This window comes from Fretibacterium fastidiosum, assembly GCF_000210715.1.
GTDB lineage: Bacteria > Synergistota > Synergistia > Synergistales > Aminobacteriaceae > Fretibacterium > Fretibacterium fastidiosum.
The window spans coordinates 2,040,427-2,061,480 of the sequence record NC_021038.1 but is presented as its reverse complement, the minus strand read 5'-3'; the positions used below and the strand labels follow the sequence as shown (position 1 = coordinate 2,061,480).

Sequence of the window (21,054 nt, the reverse complement as noted above, 5' to 3'; positions counted from 1 at the left end):
CCCCTTCGGGGAGCCTTCCGCCCCGCCGTTTTCCAAAAAACCGGCCATGAGCTATAATTCTCTAAAAGTACGCACAGACGCACCCTCTGCCAGGGCGTATCTCGACCGTGAGGAGGAAATGCTATGGCCTTTACCATCCACGTGCTGAACCAGGACAAGTACATCACCAGCGAGACGCCGGTGACGGGGCACAACGTGCTGGCGGATCTCGATTCCGCCGAGAAGGGGAGAGTCATCGCCTGGCGCGTGAACAACTACACCCGGCCGCTGGGCTGGGTCATCGACGACGACGCGGCGGTGGAGTTCGTCCTGACCACGTCGCCCGACGGGCTGCGCATCTATCAGCGCTCCCTGGACTTCCTGTTGGTCATCGCCTGCGAGAAGACGCTGAACCGCAAGGCGGTCCTGCGCCACTCCATCGGGGAGGGGCACTACTGGGAGCTGGAGGACGGCCCCGTGACGCAGTCCGACGTCTACAAGCTGCACGCCGCCATGAGCGAGATGGTCCACGAGGACCTGCCCATCACGCGCAAGATCCTGCCCATCGACAAGGCCAAACGCATCTTTCAGGAGCAGGGGGAGCCTGAGATCGCGGACCTCTTCGTGCGGGCCAACCTGGACCCGGTGGAGGTCTACCGCTGCAGCTCGCGCTACGGCTACTTCTGCGGGGCCATGGCCCCCTCCACGGGGCTCCTGCGCACCTTCGACCTCCTGTTGTTCGACCGGGGGCTGGTGCTTCAGTTCCCCACCGTCGATACACCGGAGGGCGTCCCCCCCTTCCAGGCGGACGCCTCGCTGGCCAGCATCTTCTTCGACTACGCCCACTGGCTTGAGGTGATGAACCTCAACTACCTCACGAGCCTGCACCGCTGTGTGGCGGAGGGGAAGGTGCAGGAGCTGATCCTCATCGCGGAGGCCTTTCACTCCCAACGCCTGGGCAGCATCGCGAAGGACATCGCCTCAAAGCCCGTGAAGGCGATCACCATCGCGGGGCCGTCGGGATCCGGCAAGACGACGTTCTCCGAGCGGCTGAAGGTGCAGCTCATGGTCTGCGGCAAGAACCCCGTGACGCTGCCCCTGGACAACTTCTTCAAGGAGCGGGAGGACTCCCCCCGCGACGAGAACGGGGATTACGATTACGAGAGGCTGGAGGCGCTGGACCTGGAGATGCTCCAGGACAACCTGGCGCGCATCCTGGCGGGCGAGGAGGTCGTCACGCCGCGCTACAACTTCATCACCGGACACAAGGAGCCCGGAAAGGTCATCCGTCTGGGGGAGGCGGACGTGCTCATCATGGAGGGCATCCACGGGCTGAACGACCGCATCCTGGCCATGCTTCCGGAGAAGAGCCGCTACGGCATCTTCGTCTCGCCCCTGACGAGCATCTGCATCGACCCCCACAACCGCGCCAGCACCGGCGACAACCGCCTGCTGCGGCGCATCATCCGCGACTACCGCACGCGGGGCAAGTCCGCGCAGGTGACCCTCGAAGTGTACCCCAAGGTCATCCGCGGCTCCATGCGCTACATCTTCCCCTACCAGAGCCGGGCGAACGCCACCTTCAACTCCGCGATGCCCTACGAGCTGGGCGTCTTGAAGAGCTACGTCGAGCCCCTGCTGCACACGGTGGACGAGCGCTCTCCCGTCTTCAGCGAGGCGCTGCGCCTCCTGAACATCCTGCGCTTCGTCCCCGCCATCCAAAACGAGGGCATCCCCAACAACTCCGTCATCCGCGAGTTCATTGGAGGCAGCTGCCTTGACGTGTGAACAGGGCGTTTTGTTCGAGATGAAATTGCCGGATTTCCGCTACGAGTGTCGAGATGCGCTTGATTTCTGCAAGGAGATACCCGATGAAACGGTGAAGCTGGTCATCACGTCACCTCCCTACAACATCGGGAAGGAGTACGAAACACGAACGGGAATTGAGGAATACGTTCGTAATCTGGAACCGATCCTTGCCGAGTTGGTCCGCGTTTTGTCGCGCGACGGCAGCCTGTGCTGGCAGACGGGCAATTGCGTTGAAGAAGGCGAAATTTACCCGCTTGACATCTACTTCTACCCCTGTTTTAAAAGAATGGGGCTGCATTTGCGTAATCGTGTGATATGGCATTTCGGTCACGGCCTGCATTGTTCCAAGAGGTTCAGTGGCCGTTACGAGACGATTTTATGGTTTACGAAGTCGGATGAGTACACGTTTAACCTCGATGACGTGCGCATCCCTTCCAAGTATCCCGGAAAAAGATACTTCAAGGGGGAAAGGAAGGGGCAGTTCAGCGGCAATCCAAAAGGCAAGAATCCTGAGGACGTTTGGGAGATGACGGTAAGCCGGTTAATTGACGATTGGGACGCGCTGGTGTGGGACATCCCCAACGTCAAGAACAATCATCCTGAAAAGGTTGAGCATCCGTGTCAGTATCCGGTTGAGCTGGCGGAGCGCTGTATCCTGGCGCTCACCAATGAAGGGGATATCGTTTACGATCCTTTCGCAGGGGTGGGGTCCTCCCTGGTGGCGGCGCTCAAGAACGGCCGCAGGGCCTACGGATCGGAATGGGAGCGGAAGTTTGTCGATACCGGCTTGGACAGACTGCGAAAGTTGAGGGAGGGCACCCTTTTAACGCGCCCTATCCATCGGGAAATATGGAGGCCCAGGCCGGGGGATAAAATCGCCCGCGTTCCCGAAGAATGGACCCAGGCACAATGAAAATCGCCCAGGTGTACAGCCATTTGAATGGACTGGAGTTCCTCCTGGTCCACAGGCCTGCGTTGTGGGATGAGGTGAAGGCCGCTGTCCAAAATGTGGATGCGTCCCTCGCCTTCAACAAAGTGAGCAGGGAAAAAACGATGACGGGAAGGACCCTGTTTGCGCCAAAGGAGCTGAACCGTCTTTTCAAAGCCGAGTTTTTGAGCAAAGGCTGGCGTGAAACAAGGATAGACTACTTCGTCAACGAGGATTTGGAGACGACGCGGGACACCGTTCACATTCGGGACAAGGACCGGCAAAGACAGGCGATTACGGAGAAGGGCTTTACTGCGTACAGCACTTATAATCAGGTGGATTTCGTGAAGGATCGCGTTGCCGTTGAGGTCCAGTTTGGCAAGTATTTTTCGGTGCAGTACGACCTGCACGTCAAGCACACGTTCTTTTATGAGAGAGGGGACATTGACGCGGGCATCGAGATCATTCCCATGCACAGCCTCATGTCGCAGATGTCGTCGGGCCTCGCCTGGTACGAAAATGAGTTGACCAACATCGTGCGCGAAGGTCGTTCTAATCCATCGGTCCCCATTGTACTGGTCGGAATTGAACCCGATGAGCGACGTCTGTCGGAATAGGAGGGAGAGTCGATGAACACACTGGCCGCAGTTGCCAGGGGCAGCCGGCCTGCGGACCTCGTGATTCGGGGGGCCCGCGTCGCGAACGTCTTTACCCTGGAGTACGAGGAGGCCGACGTCGCCGTCTGCGGGGACCGGATCGCGGGCGTCGGCAGGGGCTACGAGGGGCACCGTGTCCTGGATGCGGCGGGGGCCGTCCTGGTCCCCGGCCTGATCGACGGGCACGTCCACATCGAAAGCAGCCTGATGGCGCCGGCGGCCTTCGCGGACGCCGTGGTGGTCCACGGGACGACCACCGTCATGGCGGACCCCCACGAGATAGCGAACGCCCTGGGCCTCCCCGGCGTCCGCTACATGTACCTGGCGAGCCGCGGACTGGCCGTCGACGTCTTCCTGGGCGCGCCCTCCTGCGTCCCCGCGTCCCGCCTCGAAACGCCGAGGGATGAGCTGGACATGATGGCCGTTCGGGAGATGCTTCGGGAGGGGTGGTGCACCCACCTGGGGGAGCTGATGAACTACCCCGCGCTCATCGAAGGGGACCCGGACGTGTGGGGCAGGGTGGCGGCGGCGGGCGACGTCGTCCTGACGGGCCACGCGCCGGGCGTTTCGGGAAAGGACCTGAACGCCTACCTCACCTCGGGCGTCTCGTCGGACCACGAGTGCGTGGACCTCGATGAGGCGCGGGAGAAGCTGCGGCGCGGCATGTGGGTGATGATGCGCGAGGGCGCCTCCTTCCCCAACCTGCGGACGCTCCTTCCTCTGGTGAAGGAGAACCCGTTCCTGGCCGCGCGCTGCATGGTCGTGACGGACGACGCCACGGCGCGCTACATCCGGGACACGGGGCACATGGACGCCAAGCTGCGCATCATGATCGAGGAGGGCGTGGACCCCCTCGTGGCCCTTCGCCTGACGACGCTCTCGCCGGCGGACTACTTCCACCTGTGGGATCGGGGGGCCATCGCGCCCGGACGCCGAGCGGACCTCGTGCTGGTCGATGACCTGGCGAGCTTCAACGTGAAGCACGTCTGGAAGGACGGACGCGCCGTCGTCCAGGACGGCGTCGCGGTCAAGGGCGCGCAGGCGCGTTCCATCCCCCTGCCCCACGCTGTGCAGACGATGCCCCTCACCGAGGAGCAGCTTCGCGTCCCCGCCGGGGGCGAGACGATGAACGTCATCGAGATGCAGCCGGGCGAGATCATCACCGGCTCGCGGCGGATGCCCCCGCTCGTGTCGGAGGGGAACGCCGTCCCCGACCCGTCCCGCGACCTCGCCAAGATTGTCGTGCTGGAGCGCCACCACGGCACGGGACGCTTTGCCGTCGGCTTCGTCACGGGCTTTGGGATGCAGCGCGGCGCCATCGCCTCGTCCGTGGCTCACGACGCGCACAACTTCGTGACCGTCGGCATGGACGACCGGTCCATCGCCACGGCGCTGAAGTGCCTGTGCGAGACGGGCGGCGGCCTGGTCCTCGCGGAGGGAGGGTCCGTGCGCGGCAGCCTTCCCCTGCCCATCGGCGGCCTGATGACCCACCTGGACGCCGAGAGCGTCGCCCGCGCTCTGGAGGACCTGGAGCGGGGGGCGGAGCAGCTGGGCGTGCAGCTGCCCCACCCGTTCATGGCCCTGTCCTTCCTGTGCCTCTCCGTCGTCCCCAACCTCCGCATCACGGATCAGGGGTACGTCGATATCATGAGGGGCGGAGTTCAGCCCCTCTTTCCCGAAGGCGGCCGGGCCCCGCAGCAGGGGGACGCGACCGCCGTACCCAACTCAATCTCTTAGAAGGGGTGTCTTTGTCATGATGTCGTTTCTGGATCGCACGTTCCACGTCAGGGAGGCGGGGAGCTCCGTCCGCACGGAGTTCCTGGCCGGCCTGACCACCTTCGTCACCATGTCCTACATCGTCTTCGTCAACCCGGCCATCCTGAGCAAGACGGGCATGGACTTCAACGCGCTGGTGGTGGTCACCTGCCTCAGCTCGGCTCTCGCCACGTTCCTGATGGCCGTGCTGGCCAACTACCCCATCGGGCTGGCGCCGGGCATGGGCCTCAACGCCTTCTTCACCTACACCGTCGTGCTGGGAATGCAGATCAACGGGGCCCCCGTCACCTGGCAGATGGCCCTGGCCGCCGTGTTCATCGAGGGCGCGATCTTCATCCTGCTGACGCTGACCCGCATCCGCGAGATGGTGGTCAACACCATCCCGAAGGCGCTCAAGGTCGGCATCTCGGCGGGCATCGGCTTCTTCATCGCCTTCATCGGGATGAAGAGCGTCGGCATCGTCGTCCACAACGACGCGACCCTCATCGCCCTGGGACAGATCGGCGACAACGTCCCGGCGCTCCTCGCCATCGTCGGGCTGCTCCTGATGGCCGTGCTCACCGCCCACCGCGTCCACGGCGCCCTCCTGATCGGCATCCTGGCCGTCACCGTCCTCGCGGCCGCCTGCGGGATCACGACGCTGCCCGATACGCTCGTCTCGATGCCGCCCTCCATCGAGCCGCTGTTCTGGAAGATGGACTTCTCCCTCGTTCGTGAGCCGGACTTCTGGGTCGTGGTGTTCACCTTCTTCTTCGTGGACTTCTTCGACACCGTGGGGACGCTGGTGGGCGTCTGCAGCCGCAGCGGGCTGCTGGACGATCGGGGGCGTCTGCCCAGGGCGAAGGGCGCCCTCATGGCCGACGCCGTCGGCACCGTCGCCGGCGCGATCCTGGGGACCTCGACGGTCACCTCCTACGTCGAGAGCTCCAGCGGCGTGGCCCAGGGGGGACGAACGGGCCTCAGCTCTGTCGTGACCGCCGTCCTCTTCATCGTCGCCATCTTCTTCACGCCCGTCGTGGGCATCGTCCCGAGCTGCGCCACGGCCCCCGCCCTGATCCTGGTGGGCGTCTACATGATGATGAGCCTTCGGGACCTGGATTACGACGAGTGGACGGACGTCTTCCCCGCGATCCTGGGCTTCACGATGATGCCCCTGACCTACAGCATCGCGACGGGCATCGAGTTCGGCGTCGTCTCCTACGTGCTCGTCAAGAGCTTGTCCGGCAAGTTCCGCGACGTGAGCGGCCTCATGACCTTTTTGGCCATCCTGTTCGCCCTGAAGGAGCTCCTCTCCTGAGCCGGCCTGCGGCGTCTCGGCCCCGGACGTTTTTCGCTCCCCCGCAAGGGGGAGTTTTTTGACGACGCTCCGTGGCGGGCCCTTGCCCTTCCCCGCGCTTTCATGGATAATAGACGCAGGTGTCGTCGGGCCTCCATCGACGCCCAAGGCGCGCTTTCGCCGATGGAGGGACTTTTTTCGTTGGAGAATGGGAGATCGTCCGTGCAGTTTTTCGTGGAGATGAGGAGAGACAGGGCGGCCGCCGGATTTTCGACGTTCGACGAATTTTTGGCTCGGACGGCGAACGAGGACCGCCAATTTTTGACCGTGGAGGAGCTTCCCCTCTTTGCCCCCACGGCCTGCGGCATGGCCAACGGCGCCGGAGGCTGGGTCGTCCTGGGGGCGGAGTGGCTTGAAGAGGAAAGCCGCGCCGAGCCGCGGGGGCTCCGGAGCCCGGACGTGCTGCGCGATCAACTCGCGGTCGACTGCGGGGATGGCCGGACCTTCAGCACGGCGCTCTCCGTCACCTTTCACGTATTGAGGGACCCTGCGCCGATCCTGCTGGCCCGCGTCCTGCCGGCGGAGTGGCACGAGCGCCCCGTGTGCATCGGGCAGGACTACGCCCGCGGAACTTGGCGGCGAACGGAGGGCGTGGGCTTCCTGTCGGGCGTCGGAGCGCGCTTCCGTTTGGGGCTGGACGCCCTCGAGAGGCTGAAGGACGATCGTCCGATCCGCGGCATGAGCCTCGACGACCTTCACGAGGAGAGCGTCGCCTCCTTCCGCTCCGCGGTGGTCCGGCGCCGGCCGGAGTGGTCGGAGCTGTCCCTCGAGGCGTTTTTGGCCCGCGCGCAGGTCCTCTCAGGCGGCGCCGTCACCCAGGCAGGACACCTCATGCTGGGCCGCAGGGCCACCCGCGTCCGGGCGGAGGTCCGCAGGGGAAACGCCGACGGCGAGGCCCTGGAGGTGCGCAACCTCTGGAAGGCGTACTCCGACCTGATGCCCCGCCTCACCCGCAGCCTCTCCCCGGCCTGCGCCGCAGCCTTTCGCGAGTGCTTCGTCAACGCGCTCCTGCACGCGGACTACGACGGCGGAGACGTGACGGTGCTGCTGAGGGGTGGACCGGCCTCCGCCCGCTTCAAGAACCCCGGCCTGATGCGGACGCAGCACCGGGGCGAGAGCGCCTGCCGCAACTTCCGATTGATGAAGGTCTTTCAGCTGCTGGGGGCCGCCTGGGGCGACGGGCGCGGATTGTCCCTCATCCGTCGCTATCAGCCCGACTTCGCGCTGCAGCAGGACGCGCTGGAGCTGACCACCGCGGCGGTCCTGAACCTGGAGCCCCTGGCCGCCCTTCAAGGAACGCCCCCCACGGCACGGCGCCAGGCTGGGGCCGCGCCGCTCACCCCCCGGCCCGACGACCGGAGATCGCAGCGGGAAGCGCCGTCGCAGGAACCGGCGCCCATGGAGGCCGAGCCGGCGCCGTTCCTGCTGGCAGACCCCACGGCAACGGCCGAGGCATCGACGCCCGCCCATGAGGCCGTTTCGTCGAGGTCTGACGAGGAATCGCCCCCTTCAGGGGCTCTTGTCAGCGACCCAGTGGAGCCTGCTGAGGAAGCCCCTCTGGAGCACGCTGGGGAGGCCCCGACGGAGCCTGCCGGGAAAGCCCCAACGGGGCAGGGGGGTGAAGCGGAGCGGCGGGCGGAGGAAGCGGCCCCGGTGGCGTCCGAGCTTCGGCGGCAGACCTCCTTCGGCAGCGCCGCGGACGAGTTGGAGCGAGCCATCGCGGAGATGCGCGGCAGGCCGGAGGGCCGGCGCGCGCAGGACGAATCGGAACGGGCATCGAGTTGAGGTGCGGGGCCCATCGCGGGCGAGGAGGACTTGAACATGGCAAAGCCGATTATCGGAATTCTGGGCAACATCCTGGTGACAACGTCTTCCACCTCCGGGAGCGTCATGCGCCGCAGCTTCACGAACGACACCTGCGTCCGCTCCGTGGCGAACAACGGCGGCGTCCCCGTCATCCTGCCCTTCGTCAGCGACCTGAGCCTGATGGACCCCCTTCTTGAGGCGTGCGACGGGCTGCTGTTCCCCGGCGGGGACGACGTGGACCCCGCCTACTACGGGGAGGCGCCGCACGAGAAGCTGGGGGAGGTCGATCGCGCCCTCGACGAATGTTGGTTTCACGCTGCGCGATACGCCATGGAACGGCAGGTCCCCATGCTTGGCATCTGCCGGGGGGCCCAACTTTTGAACGTCGCCTGCGGCGGCAGCCTGTACCAGGACATCGGGGAGCGGGGGGAGGACCACCTGACGCACGTTCAGACGGAGAAGCGCCACGTCGTCACGCAGACGGCGTGCGTTGTGCCGGGCACCCGGCTGGCCCGACTTCTGGGGCGGGAGGCTGTGCCGGTGAACAGCCTGCACCACCAGTCCGTCAAGGCGTTGGGAAAGGGCCTGGCCGTCTCCGCTCAGGCGGAGGACGGAATCGTGGAGGCCATTGAGAGCGCCGACGGGCTGATCGTCGCCACCCAGTGGCATCCGGAGGACCTGATCGAGTCCGTTCCCGTGATGAACGCCCTGTTTCAGGACCTGACAGCCCGTGCCGCAGCCCGTTGTGGTGACTGACAGCCCGTGAGCAAGGGCGAACGGCAGCCGGAAGGCTCCCCGGAGGGGGGACTGACGATCTCGCCGGCCTTGAGGGCTTGTGTCGAGGAGGGATAACGGGATGAAGGACAACCTCTCCGAGAAGGTCACCCGCCCCTGGGTGCCGTTCCGCGAGTTCATCGGAAACAACCCCTACCTGGAGTTCTTCAGGACGAACAACCTGACCGTGATCGTGAGCCGCAGGCCGGTCTGTATGCTGCCCAACAGCTACCGGCACGAGAGCGTGCAGTTCTTCATCGCCCTCTCCCCGGTTCGGGGCGGGACGAGGGATGGACACCCCATCTTCGTCCCAGCCGGCTCCATCTACCCCGTCAACGGCAGTCAGCCCCACGCGGTGACCGAGCCGATCCCCAACGTCTCCTTCATCAGCCTCTACTTCCGCTATGCCTTCTTCCAAAAGATGTGCCGTACCCTGCGCGGCAGTCCCGACACGGTTTTCGAGAACGACCTGATCCCCTACGACCCCGAGCTCAAAGCCCTGATGCGCGCATTCTTCATCGAGTACGGGGGGGGCAGAAGGGGCAGCCCAGGCATCGGGTCCGGAGTGATGGTCGACTGTATCGTCATCCAGCTTGCCGTCTGCCTCATTCGCAGGCTCCGTTTCTCCGCGGCGGCCACGGAACAGCGCGTCCCAAGCGACGCGGAGCTGGACCGGGCCGTCGAGCACCTGAGCGAACGCAGTGACCCCTGTCCTCTCTCGGAGGTCTCCCAAATCGTCCATGTCAACAAGTTTACTGCCCTGCGCAAGTTCCGCGCTCACACGGGCATGACGCCCCGCCAGTTCCAGATGCTGATCCGCATCCACCGCGCGATGGATATCCTGAAGGACCCCCGGTGCACCATCGCCGAAGTGGGGAAGCTCTGCGGATTCCCCAACCCCAGCCACTTCGCGCGCGTGTTCCGCCAGAAAACCGGGCTCTCTCCCACCGAATACCGCCGAAAATCCCTCAACGAAGTGCCCCGGACCTCCAGATTTTCCTCTTAAAAAGTCAATAACGAAACAGGAAAAGGACAAAAACGGAACATTCTTTTTCAAGGCAGCGTGATAACCTAATTGCACGCAGGCTCTCATTATCTACATCTACGGGGAGGTTCGTGTACGCTCCCGGGAATGAGCAGAGGAATGATCAAACGAGGGACGGACGCGAGGCGTTGTCACGGTGCCGGGCTCAAGGAGCCTGGGGAAGACCGAAAAGGAAGGAAGTGTTGTTCGTCATGACAAAGCGTTTGAGGCAGTTTAAGGCTGCGTCAGTACTGTTTGTGTTGGCTCTGGCCGCCATCACGTTTGAGGGTAAGCCGGCTTCGGCTGCTCCTCCTGGTCTGAAGACCGAATTCTTCATCGAATACGCGGCTTCGACTTTGGAGTCGGGGGATGTAAGCGTCGAAGGGGAGACCGACCTCACGGTAAAGGGCTTTTCCGAGATGTTCCTCGGTGCGAAGGTCGATGTGGTGGGAACGCGCCAGGAGGGCGTCTTCCCCCTCAAGGTGCCCAACGAGATACAGAAAGATTCCTCTGCCGGTCTCGACTACCGGGTGGGGGTTCCCAACCACGAGGGGTCATTCGGGTTCTCGGCCGGGACGAAACCGGGCGATACGGGAAAGCTTGTGCTGAAAATGCAGAATGGGGGGACATCCTCCAAGTTCACCTTCGACATCACCGCAAAGGATCCGGTCAGCGTAGATCAGAGCAAGGCGGCACTCGCCATCGATACCTCGACGGCTTCAGAGGACACGCTGACCCTGACGCTCAAACCTATGGTCGGAGCGGTTCTCAAGGACCTCAAGGTCGCCGGCGTCGCGTTCGACTTCGACCCCGCAAAACTGGACGCAGCCAAGCTCTCCCTCACCTGGGATGGAGCCGCCAACAAGATCCAGGCCAAGGCGCTCAATGCGGCCTACAGCGTCAAGGACGTTCCGGTGAAGGCCAAGGTGGACGTGACGTTTACCGGCGTGGACGGCCAGAACTGGACCCTTTCCGAGGCCGTCAACTTCACGATTACGTCCCGGCCGGGACGCCCCGCGACCGTCACGGTGACGGCCACGGCAGGGGCCGGCGGCACCATCGCGCCGAAGGGTGCCGTCACGGTAGCCTTCGGCGCGGATCAGGCCTTCACGATTTCACCCGACAGGAACTATAAGATCAAGGACGTCAAGGTGAATGGCGCCTCCGTCGGCGCGGTGGCTACCCACACGATGAAGAACGTCACATCCGACGGCACCATTGAGGCCACGTTCGAAAAAACCTCTGGTGGCGGCGGCGGTGGCGGTAGCGGCGGCGGCGGTGGTGGTAGCGGCGGCGGCGGTGGCGGTAGCGGCGGCGGCGGTGGCGGTAGCGGCGGCGGCGGTGGCGGTAGCGGCGGTGGCGGATGCAACGCAGGCTATGCCTTCCTGCCTCTGCTGGGGCTCCTTCCGCTGGCCTCGAGGATGAAAAAACGATAATCGATAGCGGATCGAACGTAGCTTGGGAACGGGGGCCGATCTCCGGCCCCCTTATGACATCGAGTCCGTTCCGGACCTCCGGATTCTCCCTAAAAGTCAATAACAGAATAGGAAAAGGGCAAGAACGGAATATTCTTTTGCAAGGCAACGTGATATCCTGACAGCAACATAGGGGTCTGTACTGGAGGGGACGTTTCGGAGAGTTCCGCGCCCCCCTCGGGAGGAGAGGGAATCGGAAAGTAGGCGGATGGGGTTCGGACATCTTCACCATCCGTGCCGCGGTTGAGGCGCGACGAAAGATCAAAGAGGAAAGGAAGTGTGGTGCATCATGGCAAAGCGAGTGAATCAAGGAGGATTCGTGTCGGTTCTGCTCGTTCTGGCGGCTGCGGTCGTCCTGGGGACCGATCTGACGGCGGACGCAGCGGAGTTCGGATTTCACTACAAATCTTCGGCAGGGCAGGAGGGGTATGTGACTAGCGTCAAGGATACGACCACCGAAGTACCGGCACTCAAGGAGATGTTCTTGGGTGAGGAACTGGATTTCACAACCTCGGATGATTACAGCGGTGTTTGGGATAAGGTTTTGCACATGGACGCCCTTCTCGAGGAGAAGATCGAGTATGTCAACTTGGGGATGGGGACAGGGAAGGCACACTTCCTCAAAACCGTAAAACCTGGTGAAACGGGCAGACTTTTGCTGTCCCCTTCGGCCACGACAGGAGAAAAGACCTCTTTCGATCTGAAAGGGATCACCGCGAAGAGCCCCGTCAGTATGGACCTGGACAAGGCGGCACTCGCCATCGACACCTCGAAGGCTTCGGAGGACGCGCTGACCCTGACGCTCAAAGGCAAGGCCGGAGCGGTCGACAAGGACCTCAAGGTCGCCGGCGTCACGTTCGACTTCGACCCCGCAAAACTGGACGCGGCCAAGCTCTCCCTCACCTGGGACGGCGCCGGCAAGAAGATCCAGGCCAAGGCGCTCGACGCGGTATACAGCGTCGCGGGCGTCCCGGTGAAGGCTGAGGTGGGCATGACGTTTACCGGCGAGGACGGCCAGAACTGGGCCCTTTCAGAGGACGTCAACTTCACGATCACGTCCGGGCCGGGACATCCCGCGACCGTCACGGTGACGGCTACGGCAGGGCCTGGCGGTACCATCGCGCCGAAGGGGGCCGTCACGGTGGCCTACGGAGCGGACCAGGCCTTCACGATTTCACCCGACATAAACTATAAGATCAAGGACGTCAAGGTGAATGGGGCCTCTATTGGCGCGGTGGCCACCCATACGATGAAGAACGTCACATCCGACGGCACCATCGAGGCCACGTTCGAAAAAACCTCTGGCGGTGGTGGCGGTAGCAGTGGCGGTGGTGGCGGTGGTGGATGTAGCACGGGCTACGCCTTCCTGCCTCTGCTGGGGCTCCTTCCGCTGGCCTTGAAGATGAAAAAACGATAATCGATAACGGATTCGACTGTAGCTTGAGAACGGGGGCCGATCTCCGGCCCCCTTTATGACATCGAGTCCGTTCTGGACCTCCGAATTTCCCTCCTAAAAAGTCAATAACGGAACAGGAAAAGGGCAAGAACGGAACATTCTTTTGTAAGGCAACGTGATATCCTGACGGCATGCAGTCTCTCGTTCTTTATGGAGAGGCAGGGGGAGGTTCTCGTGTCCGCCTCCCGGGAACGGGCGGAGGAATGGCCAAACGAGGGACGGGCGCCGCTGCGGAGGGAGGTGTTGTCACGGCGCCGGACTTGAGGGGCCTGGGGAAGACCGAAAAGGAAGGAAGTGTCGTTCGTCATGACAAAGCGTCTAAGACAGTTCAAGGTTGCGTCAGTGCTGTTCGTGTTGGCTCTGGCCGCCATCACGTTTGAGGGTAAGCTGGCTTCGGCTGCTGTCCCTCCTATTCTGAAGACCGACTTCTTCATCAAATACGCGGCTTCGACTTTGGAGTCGGGGGATGTAAGCGTCGAAGGGGAGACCGACCTCACGGTAAAGGGCTTTTCCGAGATGTTCCTCGGCGCGTCGGTCGATGTGGTGGGAACGCGCGAGGTTGGCTTCTTGATCGCCCAACCTAACGAAATACAGAAGGATTCCTCTGCCGGCCTCGACTACCAGGTGGGGGTTCCCAACGACAAGGGGTCCTTCAGGTTCTCGGCTGGGACGAAACCGGGCGATACGGGAAAGCTTGTGCTGAAACTGGAGCATGGGGGGACATCCTCTAAGTTCACTTTCAACGTCACCGCAAAGGATCCGGTCAGCGTGGACCTGAGCAAGGCGGCGCTCGCCATCGACACCTCGAAGGGTTCGGAGGATACGCTGACCCTGACGCTCAAACCCACGGTCGGAGCGGTCGATAAGGACCTCAAGGTCGCCGGCGTCACGTTCGACTTCGACCCCACAAAACTGGATGCGGGCAAGCTCTCCCTCACCTGGGACGGCGCCGCCAACAATATCCAGGCCAAGGCGCTCGACGCGGCCTACAGCGTCAAGGACGTTCCGGTGAAGGCCAAGGTGGACGTGACGTTTACCGGCGTGGACGGCCAGAACTGGACCCTTTCCGAGGCCGTCAACTTCACGATCACGTCCGGAAAAACCTCTGGTGGTGGTGGCGGCGGTGGCGGCGGATGCAACGCAGGCTACGCCTTCCTGCCCCTGCTGGGGCTCCTTCCGCTGGCCTTGAGGATGAAAAAACGATAATCGATAGCGGATCGAACGTAGCTTGAGAAAGGGGGCCGATATCGGCCCCCTTATGATATCAAGTCCGTTCCCGTGATGAACGCCCTGTTTCAGGACCTGACGGGCCGGGCCGCCGAGTGCTGTGGGGACTGACGGCCCGTGAGCGTCAGCGAACGGCAGCCGGAAGGCTCCCCGAAGGGGAGGGGTGTAGGGGCGGCGAGTGTTTTTCATAAGACGCGCCTGTCTAACATCTCCCGCCAACGCCGAAAGACGACAATAAATTGTCCTCTTTCGGCACAGCCGACCGACACGACGCCGCAATCCTCCCGAAAGATCGGCTTGCGTGAGGCCGGTCGTCTGGCCGAGCTGCGGAAGTCCCCCGGACTTCCTTCGCCCTCAGCCGACCGACACGACGCCGACCGCCTGTCGGCGTCCGTAAGTCGTGTCGTCTGGCCGAACCCCTCCGGTTCGCTGACGCAAACCGCCTCCCCTTTCATAAGTGAGACAGCAAATCTTTGATTTGCGTCGTCGAACTTAGGGGCTTCATCAGGGGAGGCAATCCATATAAAACGCGATTTGGTATAATAGCGCTTCCTTAAGCAAGTTCAGGGGGAACGGTCCGTGGGGGTGAAGTGCGCGGCGCGTTATGCAAGCGACAGCGGAACCACGATGTCGTAAAGTTCCCCCCTGTCTTCGATCTTGCGGATCGCGGCGTGCACTCCAAAGGCGCTGCGGATGTTCTCCACCGTCACGACTTCATTCACTGGGCCATAGAGGTTTGTCCCATCCCGATTCAAGAGCAGGGCCTTGTCCGCCAGCCGCATGGCGTGGTCGGGAAAATGCGTGTTCAGCACAACGGATTTGCCAAGGTCGTGCGCCAGGTGACGAATGACCTCCAGGATCACCAGCTGGTTGTGAAAGTCCAGGTTGGACTCCGGCTCGTCCATCACCAGCAGGGATGGCTGCGTCGTCAGCGCGCGAGCGATCAGGACCATCTGCAGTTCGCCGCCGCTCATGCGATTGCAGGGCTTATCCTTCAGGTGCAGGATTCCCGTTTCCTCCATGCACTCCATGGCGATTCTCTCGTCGTCAGGCCCCGGCTGCTTGAACGCTCCAAGGTGTGCACTTCGCCCAAGGAGCGTCATTTCATACGCCGTATAGGGGAAGCCGGCCGTTCTCGCCTGCGGTACGTAAGCCATCTTTCTCCATATCTGTCGAGGGCTGAACGACGAGAGTTCGCGCCCGTCGATAAAGGTCCCTCCGTCACGCCATGGCAGGAAACCCATCATGCAACGAAGCATCGTCGTTTTTCCTGCCCCGTTTGCCCCCAGAACCGCCAGCACCTCTCCCGGCTCTATGCGGAACGAGATGTCGCGCAGAAGGATCGAGCCGCGACGATAGCCGAAACAGCCATTCTCGACCGCAAAGATCATTTCATGCCCCCCTCCTGCGTGGAGCGCAACAGCATGATGAACACGGGGGCGCCCACGATGGCCGTAAGGATCGAAACCGGTATCTCCGCGGCGGTAACGCTCCGCGCCACCGTGTCAACACAGAGCGTAAACGCCGCGCCGAACGACAAGCTGAGGGGGATGATGCGTTGATTGCTGCCGCCGCCGACCATGCGCGCAAGGTGCGGGATCAGGAGGCCGATCCATCCAATCTTGCCGCACATCGAAACGCAGGAAGCCGTCATCGCCGCTGCCGCAAAGATGACCGTGAAGCGCATGGCTCTGAGGTGAATGCCCATGGAACGCGCTTCGTCCTCGCCGAGGGAGAGGATGTTGAGTCGCCAGCGCAGCAGAAATATAGTCAAAAGCCCGGCGCCGATCATTGGCGTTCCAAGTGCCAGCGTGTAGTAGTTGGAGGCCGACAGGCTGCCCATCAGCCAATAGGTAATGGTCGGCAGCGCTTCCTCGGGGTCGGCGACGTATTTCAGGAGCGAGAGCAATCCGTCGAACAGCGCGGAGATGACGATGCCGGCCAGCACGATCATCACGATCGTACTCTGTTTCCGAATCCTTGCAGCCGACCATGTCAGGAGCACGGCAATCAAGCCGAAGACCAAAGCCGTTGCCTGCACGGCCAGCAGGTTCCAGCGAAGCATCAGAGCGATCACGGCCCCGCAGGAGGCGGCGCTGGCCACGCCAAGCGTGTCCGGCACCGCCAGCGGATTGTTGAACAAGCTCTGAAAGGCTGCGCCGGACACGGCCAGCGCCGCACCGCATAAAGCGCCTTGCAGGATGCGGGGCAGGCGAATTTTGAACACTACGGCAAACTGCATGGCGTCGACTTTTTCTCCCGTCAGCGGCGAGAAGAGGACGTGGAGCGTTTCCCACAGGCTGATGGAGTACCGCCCCACGCCGAGGCAAAGGAGCGCCGTCAAGAGGGGAAGGGCAAGCAGCAAAAGCGCGCCTGCCCTCCTTGAAGATAGAGCCATCAGTTGAAGATGGCGGCCTCGCGTCCGGGGTGCAGTATCTTGGCGATGTCCTCGTCCGTTGGCTCGTAGTGGTAGAATTTTTGATAGTAATCCCTAAGCTCCTTCGCGATATCGACGTCGCTGAACAGCTCCGGATGCAGTTGCTGGGCAACCCACAGGATGCAGAGCGGGGTGTCGCCGGACGGCGGATACCAGCGATAGATGCCCAGAGGAAACTTGTAGACGCGCTTGTTTTTCACAGCGCTTACCAGACCCCAGTCGTAGCCGGCGATCTTGTTCTCGTAGAAATCCTCAGGCACATAGGGGCAGAAATTGTTGATCAGGATGACCTCCGGGTCCCACTCGTAGATCTGCTCGAGGTTGACGCCCTTTTGGCCGTCAATCTCCGCCGCTACGTTCACCGCCCCGCACTCGCGCAGATAGAACTCGGAATAGTGATTCGAGCCCGACGCCACGAGCTGGTTTCCGCTGTACCCGGCAAAGATCACCGCCTTGGGGCGCTTGAGGTCGCCCGCCGCAGCGATACGGTCCCGCACCATTTGAAGCGTCTTCGCGCCATAGTCCGAAACGCCCGCCGTCCCCTCGCCTGCGCCAAATACTCTTTCAAGGTAGCCCAGCCAGTCGGCAATCGTCCCCAGCGGGTCGCCATGATACTTTTCTGTGCGGAAACACACGGCAGGAAGCCCGATGCGGCGATAGGCTTCCCCCTCCTCCGGACGCGAGGCGTTGTAGAACACGACGTCCGGCTTCAACTTCAGGACTTCCTCGACGTTCACCTCGCCGCCCTTCATGAAGTCGGAAGGAATATCGAGGATTTTCGGAAACATCTTTGCAAGGTAGGAGTACCGTGCCGCCACCTTCGTGCCGTCTGAGATGCCGATCAATCCTGTAATGCCGCCGCGATAGAGGCAGTATACGCTCGTCAAAGGCATGATGGACGTGATGAGAACACGTTCCGGCGAGCGCGGCACCGTCACCTCCTGCCCGCTGTCGTCCACAAACTTGACGAATTCGGCGCCCAGCGCGCCTTGTGCGCACAGCACACAGCACAAAAACGCCAAAAAGCTTCTCTTGAAAAACCTCAACCTGTTGCCCTCCTTAAAAATAAAATATACCTCCCTGATCCGTTCTGCGCCTCGCGCACCGTGGGTTTGTTTCAACGTCACAGGCTGCTGCGGTCCACCTGCACGTGATTCAGCTCCGGAATGTGGATGATGCGGTCCGCGACGCGCTCCGCCAGGGCGCGGTTGTGCGTTATCGCCACCACGGCCATGCCGTTCCGGTCCGCATAGTTCAGCACGAAGTTCCAAATGTGCGCCTGGCTCAAGGCATCCAGCATCGTCGTCATCTCGTCGGCGATCAGGACGCGCGTTTCGCTCCGCATGACGCGCGCCACGCAGAAGCGCTGCAGCTCGCCGCCCGAGAGCTCGATGGGCCAGCGATCGTACCACAGGGGGCGAATGCCCACCTCGCGCAGGACGTCTTCGTCCAGCGCTCCGGCCTCGAACAGGGACTGCCGCATCTTCCAACGCGGGTTGAGCGCCCGCTCCGGGTGCTGGTAGATCAGCTGAACGGGGCAGTAGCCGCGGCCGGGCAGCGGGGCGCCGTTCCACAGCACCGCGCCTTCCGCGGGGCGTTCGTACCCGGCCATGAGCTTTGCCAACGTGCTCTTGCCGTAGCCGCTGGGGCCAAGGATGGCGATGCGCTCCCCATCGGCGACCTTAAGGCTCACGTCCTTCAGGACCCATGGTCCGCCGCCGTAATGAAAGCCGACGTTGTTTACCTCAAGCATCGCTGCACCTGCACCTCATCGTTTCTCCGTCCACGTCCCACGTCGCTTCGCTTGCCCCGCACGCGGGGCAGCGCTCCAGGGAGAACCCGTTCTGGGGTAGAGCCCGAAACAGGGCGCGGCTGTAAGGGTGCTTCAAGCCGGCGCCGTCCCCGCTGAAGGCCGCCGCCGCGGCGGTTTCCACGACGCGGCCCTCGTGGAAAATCGCGACCTTATCCGCCACGCCAAGCGCCAAATCGATGTCGTGCGTGATGAGGAGGATGCCCTTCCCCTGGTCCGCCATGACGCGAAAGTCCTTCAGCGCCTCGATGGCCAGCTCCAGGTCCAGTCCAGGTGTCGGCTCGTCCGCAATCAGAAGCTCCGGGTCGGCGACGAACGCCGTGGACAGGAGGACGCGCCGGGCCATTCCGCCCGAAAGCTGAAAGGGATAGGAATCCGCCGTCTCGCGCTTCAGGTTGAAGTGACGAAAGGCCGCCCGTTGCCTCTCCCGAGCGCTTTCCCCCGCCGTGCCGCACACCTGGTCTCCCACGCGCATCAGCGGATCGAGGTAGGCCACGGACTGCGGAATGAACGCGATCTCACGTCCGCGCAGGCGGGACTTCATCCCGTCCGTCATGACCGCGCCGCAGTAGAACATCTCGCCTCCAACGCGCGCGTTGTCGGGCAGGATCCCCAGCACCGCGTGAGCCAGCAGGCTCTTGCCGGAGCCGCTCGATCCAACGACGGCCAGGATCTCTCCGCGCTCCAACGACACGCTCAGGTCGGTGATGGCGCAGTAGTCCACCCTCTCAAGGCGCGTGTCGTAGCTCTCGAAGCTCACGGACAGGTGGCACACTCTCAGGAGGCTGTCTTTCAATTCGCCCATCTCCAGTCCCCCCTACTCCCTCGCAGCGTGCGGGTCGACGAACACCCGCAGGCTGTCGCCCACGACGTCGAAAAGCTGTACGACGAGGAGCAGCGCCAGGCCGGGGAAGAACGCCAGCCACCACATGCCGGCCGCCAGGTGTCGCATGGACTCGGCGAGGATGACGCCCATGGCCGGCGTGTCGAGCGGCAGACCGTAGCCCAGAAACGTGATGCCGGCCTCATGAAGGATCGCGTGCGGAAACAGCAGGATCAGGCCGACGGCGTACTGTGGAAACACGTGAGGGACGATGTGCCGCAGGGCGATGTGGAGCGGGCCCTTTCCCATCTTCCGCGCGACCTGCACGTACTGCGCGGAGCGGATCTGGAGGATTTCCGCGCGGATGAGGCGCGTCAGGTTCGGCCAGTGCGTGACGGCGACCCCTGTGATGACGCCTGCGGCGCCTCCTCCGGCGGCGATGGAGATGAGGATGAGCAGGATCAGGTGTGGCACGCCCATGCACAGGTCAACGCAGTAGCTGACGGCGGAGTCCGTCCGCCCGCCGAAGATGGCGGACAGGCTCCCCAGGATCAGCGCGATGACCGAGCTGATGACCGCAGCCGTCAGACCGATGCGGATGCTGAGCGACAGGCCCGCAACGACGCGAAAGAACATGTCGCGCCCCAGGCTGTCGGTCCCGAAGGGATGAGCGGCGCAGGGGGCGATGTACCGAGCCGAGTAGTTGGGGCCATAGTCGCCGGGGCCAAGGAGCGATCCCCAGACGAAGATCCCCGCGAGGAGGATAGCCCCCAGCCCAATCGCACAGAGCGTCCTGCGGCGGTGATTCAGCCACGGGCCGCGCGCTGCCTTGACGAGCGCTTCAGCCATGGGCTTTCTCTCCCTCCCGAATGTGCGGGTCGATCAACCCGTAGAGGACGTTCGCGGCCAGGTTCCCCGCGAAGACGAAGAGCACGCTGAAGAGGGCGATGCCCATCAGGAGCGGTGCGTCCGCGTGGAGGCCGGCCTCGACGGCGGTGCTGCCCAGGCCGGGGTAGGAGAACACCTTCTCCGCCAACACGGAGCCGCCGAATATCTCGTTCACCGAGGCGAACTGCAGCGTGATCGCCGGCAGGGCGATGTTGCGCAGGCCATGGCGCCGGATGATCTGCCCCAGCGACTCGCCGCGGGCACGGGCGAAGAGGACGTATTCGCTCTCCAGCACGTCGATCAGCTTCTGTCGGGTGTGCAGCGCGATGTTCGCCACGCCGGTGATGGACAGCGTCAACGCAGGAAGGATGAGGTGGTGCAGCCGCTCGGCCCACGTCGTCTCCGCGGCCACGCGGCCGATGGGGATGGAGAGCCCCAGGGGGAACCACTGTAGCTGTACGGCAAACACGATCAGGAGCAGAAGTCCGAGCCAAAACGTCGGAGTGGAGGCCAGAAGCAGGCTGAAGGTCTTGATCACCCTGTCCGGCCAACCGCCCCGCCAGGCGCCGGCGGCGATTCCTAAAATCAGGCCAAGGACGCCGGACAGCGCCCAGGCCGTGCCCATCAGAAGCAGCGAGGCCTTGAAACGCTCCGCCAGCACTTGCGACACCGGCTTGTGGTGCATGATGGACTGTCCGAGGTCGCCCCGCAGGGCCGCTGCTGCCCACTTGAAGTAGCGTTCCAGGGGCGGCCGGTTCAGGTCCCACTGCTCCTCGATGTGGGCCCGCTGTTCCTCTGAGACGTTGACCTCACCGAGGAAGGCATCAATCGCTTTCAAGGGTGACGCCGT

Annotated in this window: 18 protein-coding genes; 11 read left to right on the top strand and 7 right to left on the bottom strand. The window is 63.2% G+C overall.

Annotated elements, in window-relative coordinates; all coding sequences use genetic code 11:
- The first annotated feature begins 123 nt into the window (after positions 1–123).
- From SY1_RS09405 to SY1_RS09355, 11 genes are all read left to right on the top strand, one after another.
- Positions 124–1,767, top strand: a complete 1,644-nt coding sequence (locus tag SY1_RS09405) for a nucleoside kinase (RefSeq protein ID WP_015556873.1) — start codon at positions 124–126, stop codon at positions 1,765–1,767.
- Entirely contained in the window at positions 1,757–2,701 is a 945-nt protein-coding gene (locus tag SY1_RS09400) for a DNA-methyltransferase (protein WP_208873584.1), read from the top strand. Before SY1_RS09405 ends, SY1_RS09400 begins: the two co-directional genes overlap by 11 nt.
- Positions 2,698–3,333, top strand: a complete 636-nt coding sequence (locus tag SY1_RS09395) for a BglII/BstYI family type II restriction endonuclease (RefSeq protein ID WP_015556872.1) — start codon at positions 2,698–2,700, stop codon at positions 3,331–3,333. The genes SY1_RS09400 and SY1_RS09395 overlap by 4 nt, the downstream gene beginning before the upstream one ends.
- 12 nt (positions 3,334–3,345) lie before the next feature.
- A complete protein-coding gene (ade, locus tag SY1_RS09390; RefSeq protein ID WP_015556871.1) occupies positions 3,346–5,109 on the top strand; it encodes an adenine deaminase in 1,764 nt (587 codons plus the stop codon).
- A gap of 16 nt (positions 5,110–5,125) precedes the next feature.
- Positions 5,126–6,445 carry an NCS2 family permease gene (locus tag SY1_RS09385; RefSeq protein ID WP_015556870.1) on the top strand — a complete coding sequence of 440 codons (1,320 nt, stop codon included), beginning with the start codon at positions 5,126–5,128 and terminating at the stop codon, positions 6,443–6,445.
- Positions 6,446–6,625: 180 nt separating this feature from the next.
- A complete protein-coding gene (locus SY1_RS09380) occupies positions 6,626–8,269 on the top strand; it encodes a type IV pilus assembly protein FimV (RefSeq protein WP_208873582.1) in 1,644 nt (547 codons plus the stop codon).
- Between the two features lie 36 nt (positions 8,270–8,305).
- The gene (locus tag SY1_RS09375) at positions 8,306–9,046 is read left to right on the top strand and encodes a gamma-glutamyl-gamma-aminobutyrate hydrolase family protein (protein WP_015556869.1); all 741 of its coding nucleotides are present in this window, start codon (positions 8,306–8,308) and stop codon (positions 9,044–9,046) included.
- Positions 9,047–9,146: 100 nt separating this feature from the next.
- Positions 9,147–10,070 (top strand): helix-turn-helix domain-containing protein, encoded by a 924-nt coding sequence (locus SY1_RS09370; RefSeq protein WP_015556868.1) that lies wholly within the window; start codon positions 9,147–9,149, stop codon positions 10,068–10,070.
- A 242-nt stretch (positions 10,071–10,312) separates the two neighbouring features.
- Positions 10,313–11,524, top strand: coding sequence for a hypothetical protein (locus SY1_RS09365; protein ID WP_208873580.1), 1,212 nt, complete (start codon positions 10,313–10,315; stop codon positions 11,522–11,524).
- A gap of 358 nt (positions 11,525–11,882) precedes the next feature.
- The gene (locus tag SY1_RS09360) at positions 11,883–12,980 is read left to right on the top strand and encodes a hypothetical protein (RefSeq protein ID WP_208873578.1); all 1,098 of its coding nucleotides are present in this window, start codon (positions 11,883–11,885) and stop codon (positions 12,978–12,980) included.
- A 345-nt stretch (positions 12,981–13,325) separates the two neighbouring features.
- The gene (locus SY1_RS09355) at positions 13,326–14,225 is read left to right on the top strand and encodes a hypothetical protein (protein WP_208873577.1); all 900 of its coding nucleotides are present in this window, start codon (positions 13,326–13,328) and stop codon (positions 14,223–14,225) included.
- Between the two features lie 623 nt (positions 14,226–14,848).
- Here SY1_RS09355 and SY1_RS09350 read toward each other — a convergent pair.
- The 7 genes from SY1_RS09350 to SY1_RS09320 all read right to left on the bottom strand — a co-directional run bounded on the left by SY1_RS09350 (position 14,849) and on the right by SY1_RS09320 (position 21,042).
- The gene (locus SY1_RS09350) at positions 14,849–15,637 is read right to left on the bottom strand and encodes an ABC transporter ATP-binding protein (RefSeq protein WP_015556866.1); all 789 of its coding nucleotides are present in this window, start codon (positions 15,635–15,637) and stop codon (positions 14,849–14,851) included.
- Positions 15,634–16,611, bottom strand: a complete 978-nt coding sequence (locus SY1_RS09345) for a FecCD family ABC transporter permease (protein ID WP_243440654.1) — start codon at positions 16,609–16,611, stop codon at positions 15,634–15,636. Before SY1_RS09345 ends, SY1_RS09350 begins: the two co-directional genes overlap by 4 nt.
- A gap of 32 nt (positions 16,612–16,643) precedes the next feature.
- A complete protein-coding gene (locus tag SY1_RS09340) occupies positions 16,644–17,729 on the bottom strand; it encodes an ABC transporter substrate-binding protein (protein WP_208873573.1) in 1,086 nt (361 codons plus the stop codon).
- A gap of 77 nt (positions 17,730–17,806) precedes the next feature.
- Positions 17,807–18,436: an ABC transporter ATP-binding protein gene (locus SY1_RS09335; RefSeq protein WP_015556865.1), complete on the bottom strand. Its 630-nt coding sequence runs from the start codon at positions 18,434–18,436 to the stop codon at positions 17,807–17,809.
- Positions 18,429–19,298, bottom strand: coding sequence for an ATP-binding cassette domain-containing protein (locus SY1_RS09330; protein WP_015556864.1), 870 nt, complete (start codon positions 19,296–19,298; stop codon positions 18,429–18,431). The genes SY1_RS09335 and SY1_RS09330 overlap by 8 nt, the downstream gene beginning before the upstream one ends.
- Positions 19,299–19,310: 12 nt before the next feature.
- Complete coding sequence (locus tag SY1_RS09325; RefSeq protein WP_015556863.1) at positions 19,311–20,165, bottom strand: ABC transporter permease; 855 nt, start codon at positions 20,163–20,165, stop codon at positions 19,311–19,313.
- The gene (locus SY1_RS09320) at positions 20,158–21,042 is read right to left on the bottom strand and encodes an ABC transporter permease (RefSeq protein WP_208873571.1); all 885 of its coding nucleotides are present in this window, start codon (positions 21,040–21,042) and stop codon (positions 20,158–20,160) included. The genes SY1_RS09325 and SY1_RS09320 overlap by 8 nt, the downstream gene beginning before the upstream one ends.
- Between the last annotated feature and the right edge of the window lie 12 nt (positions 21,043–21,054).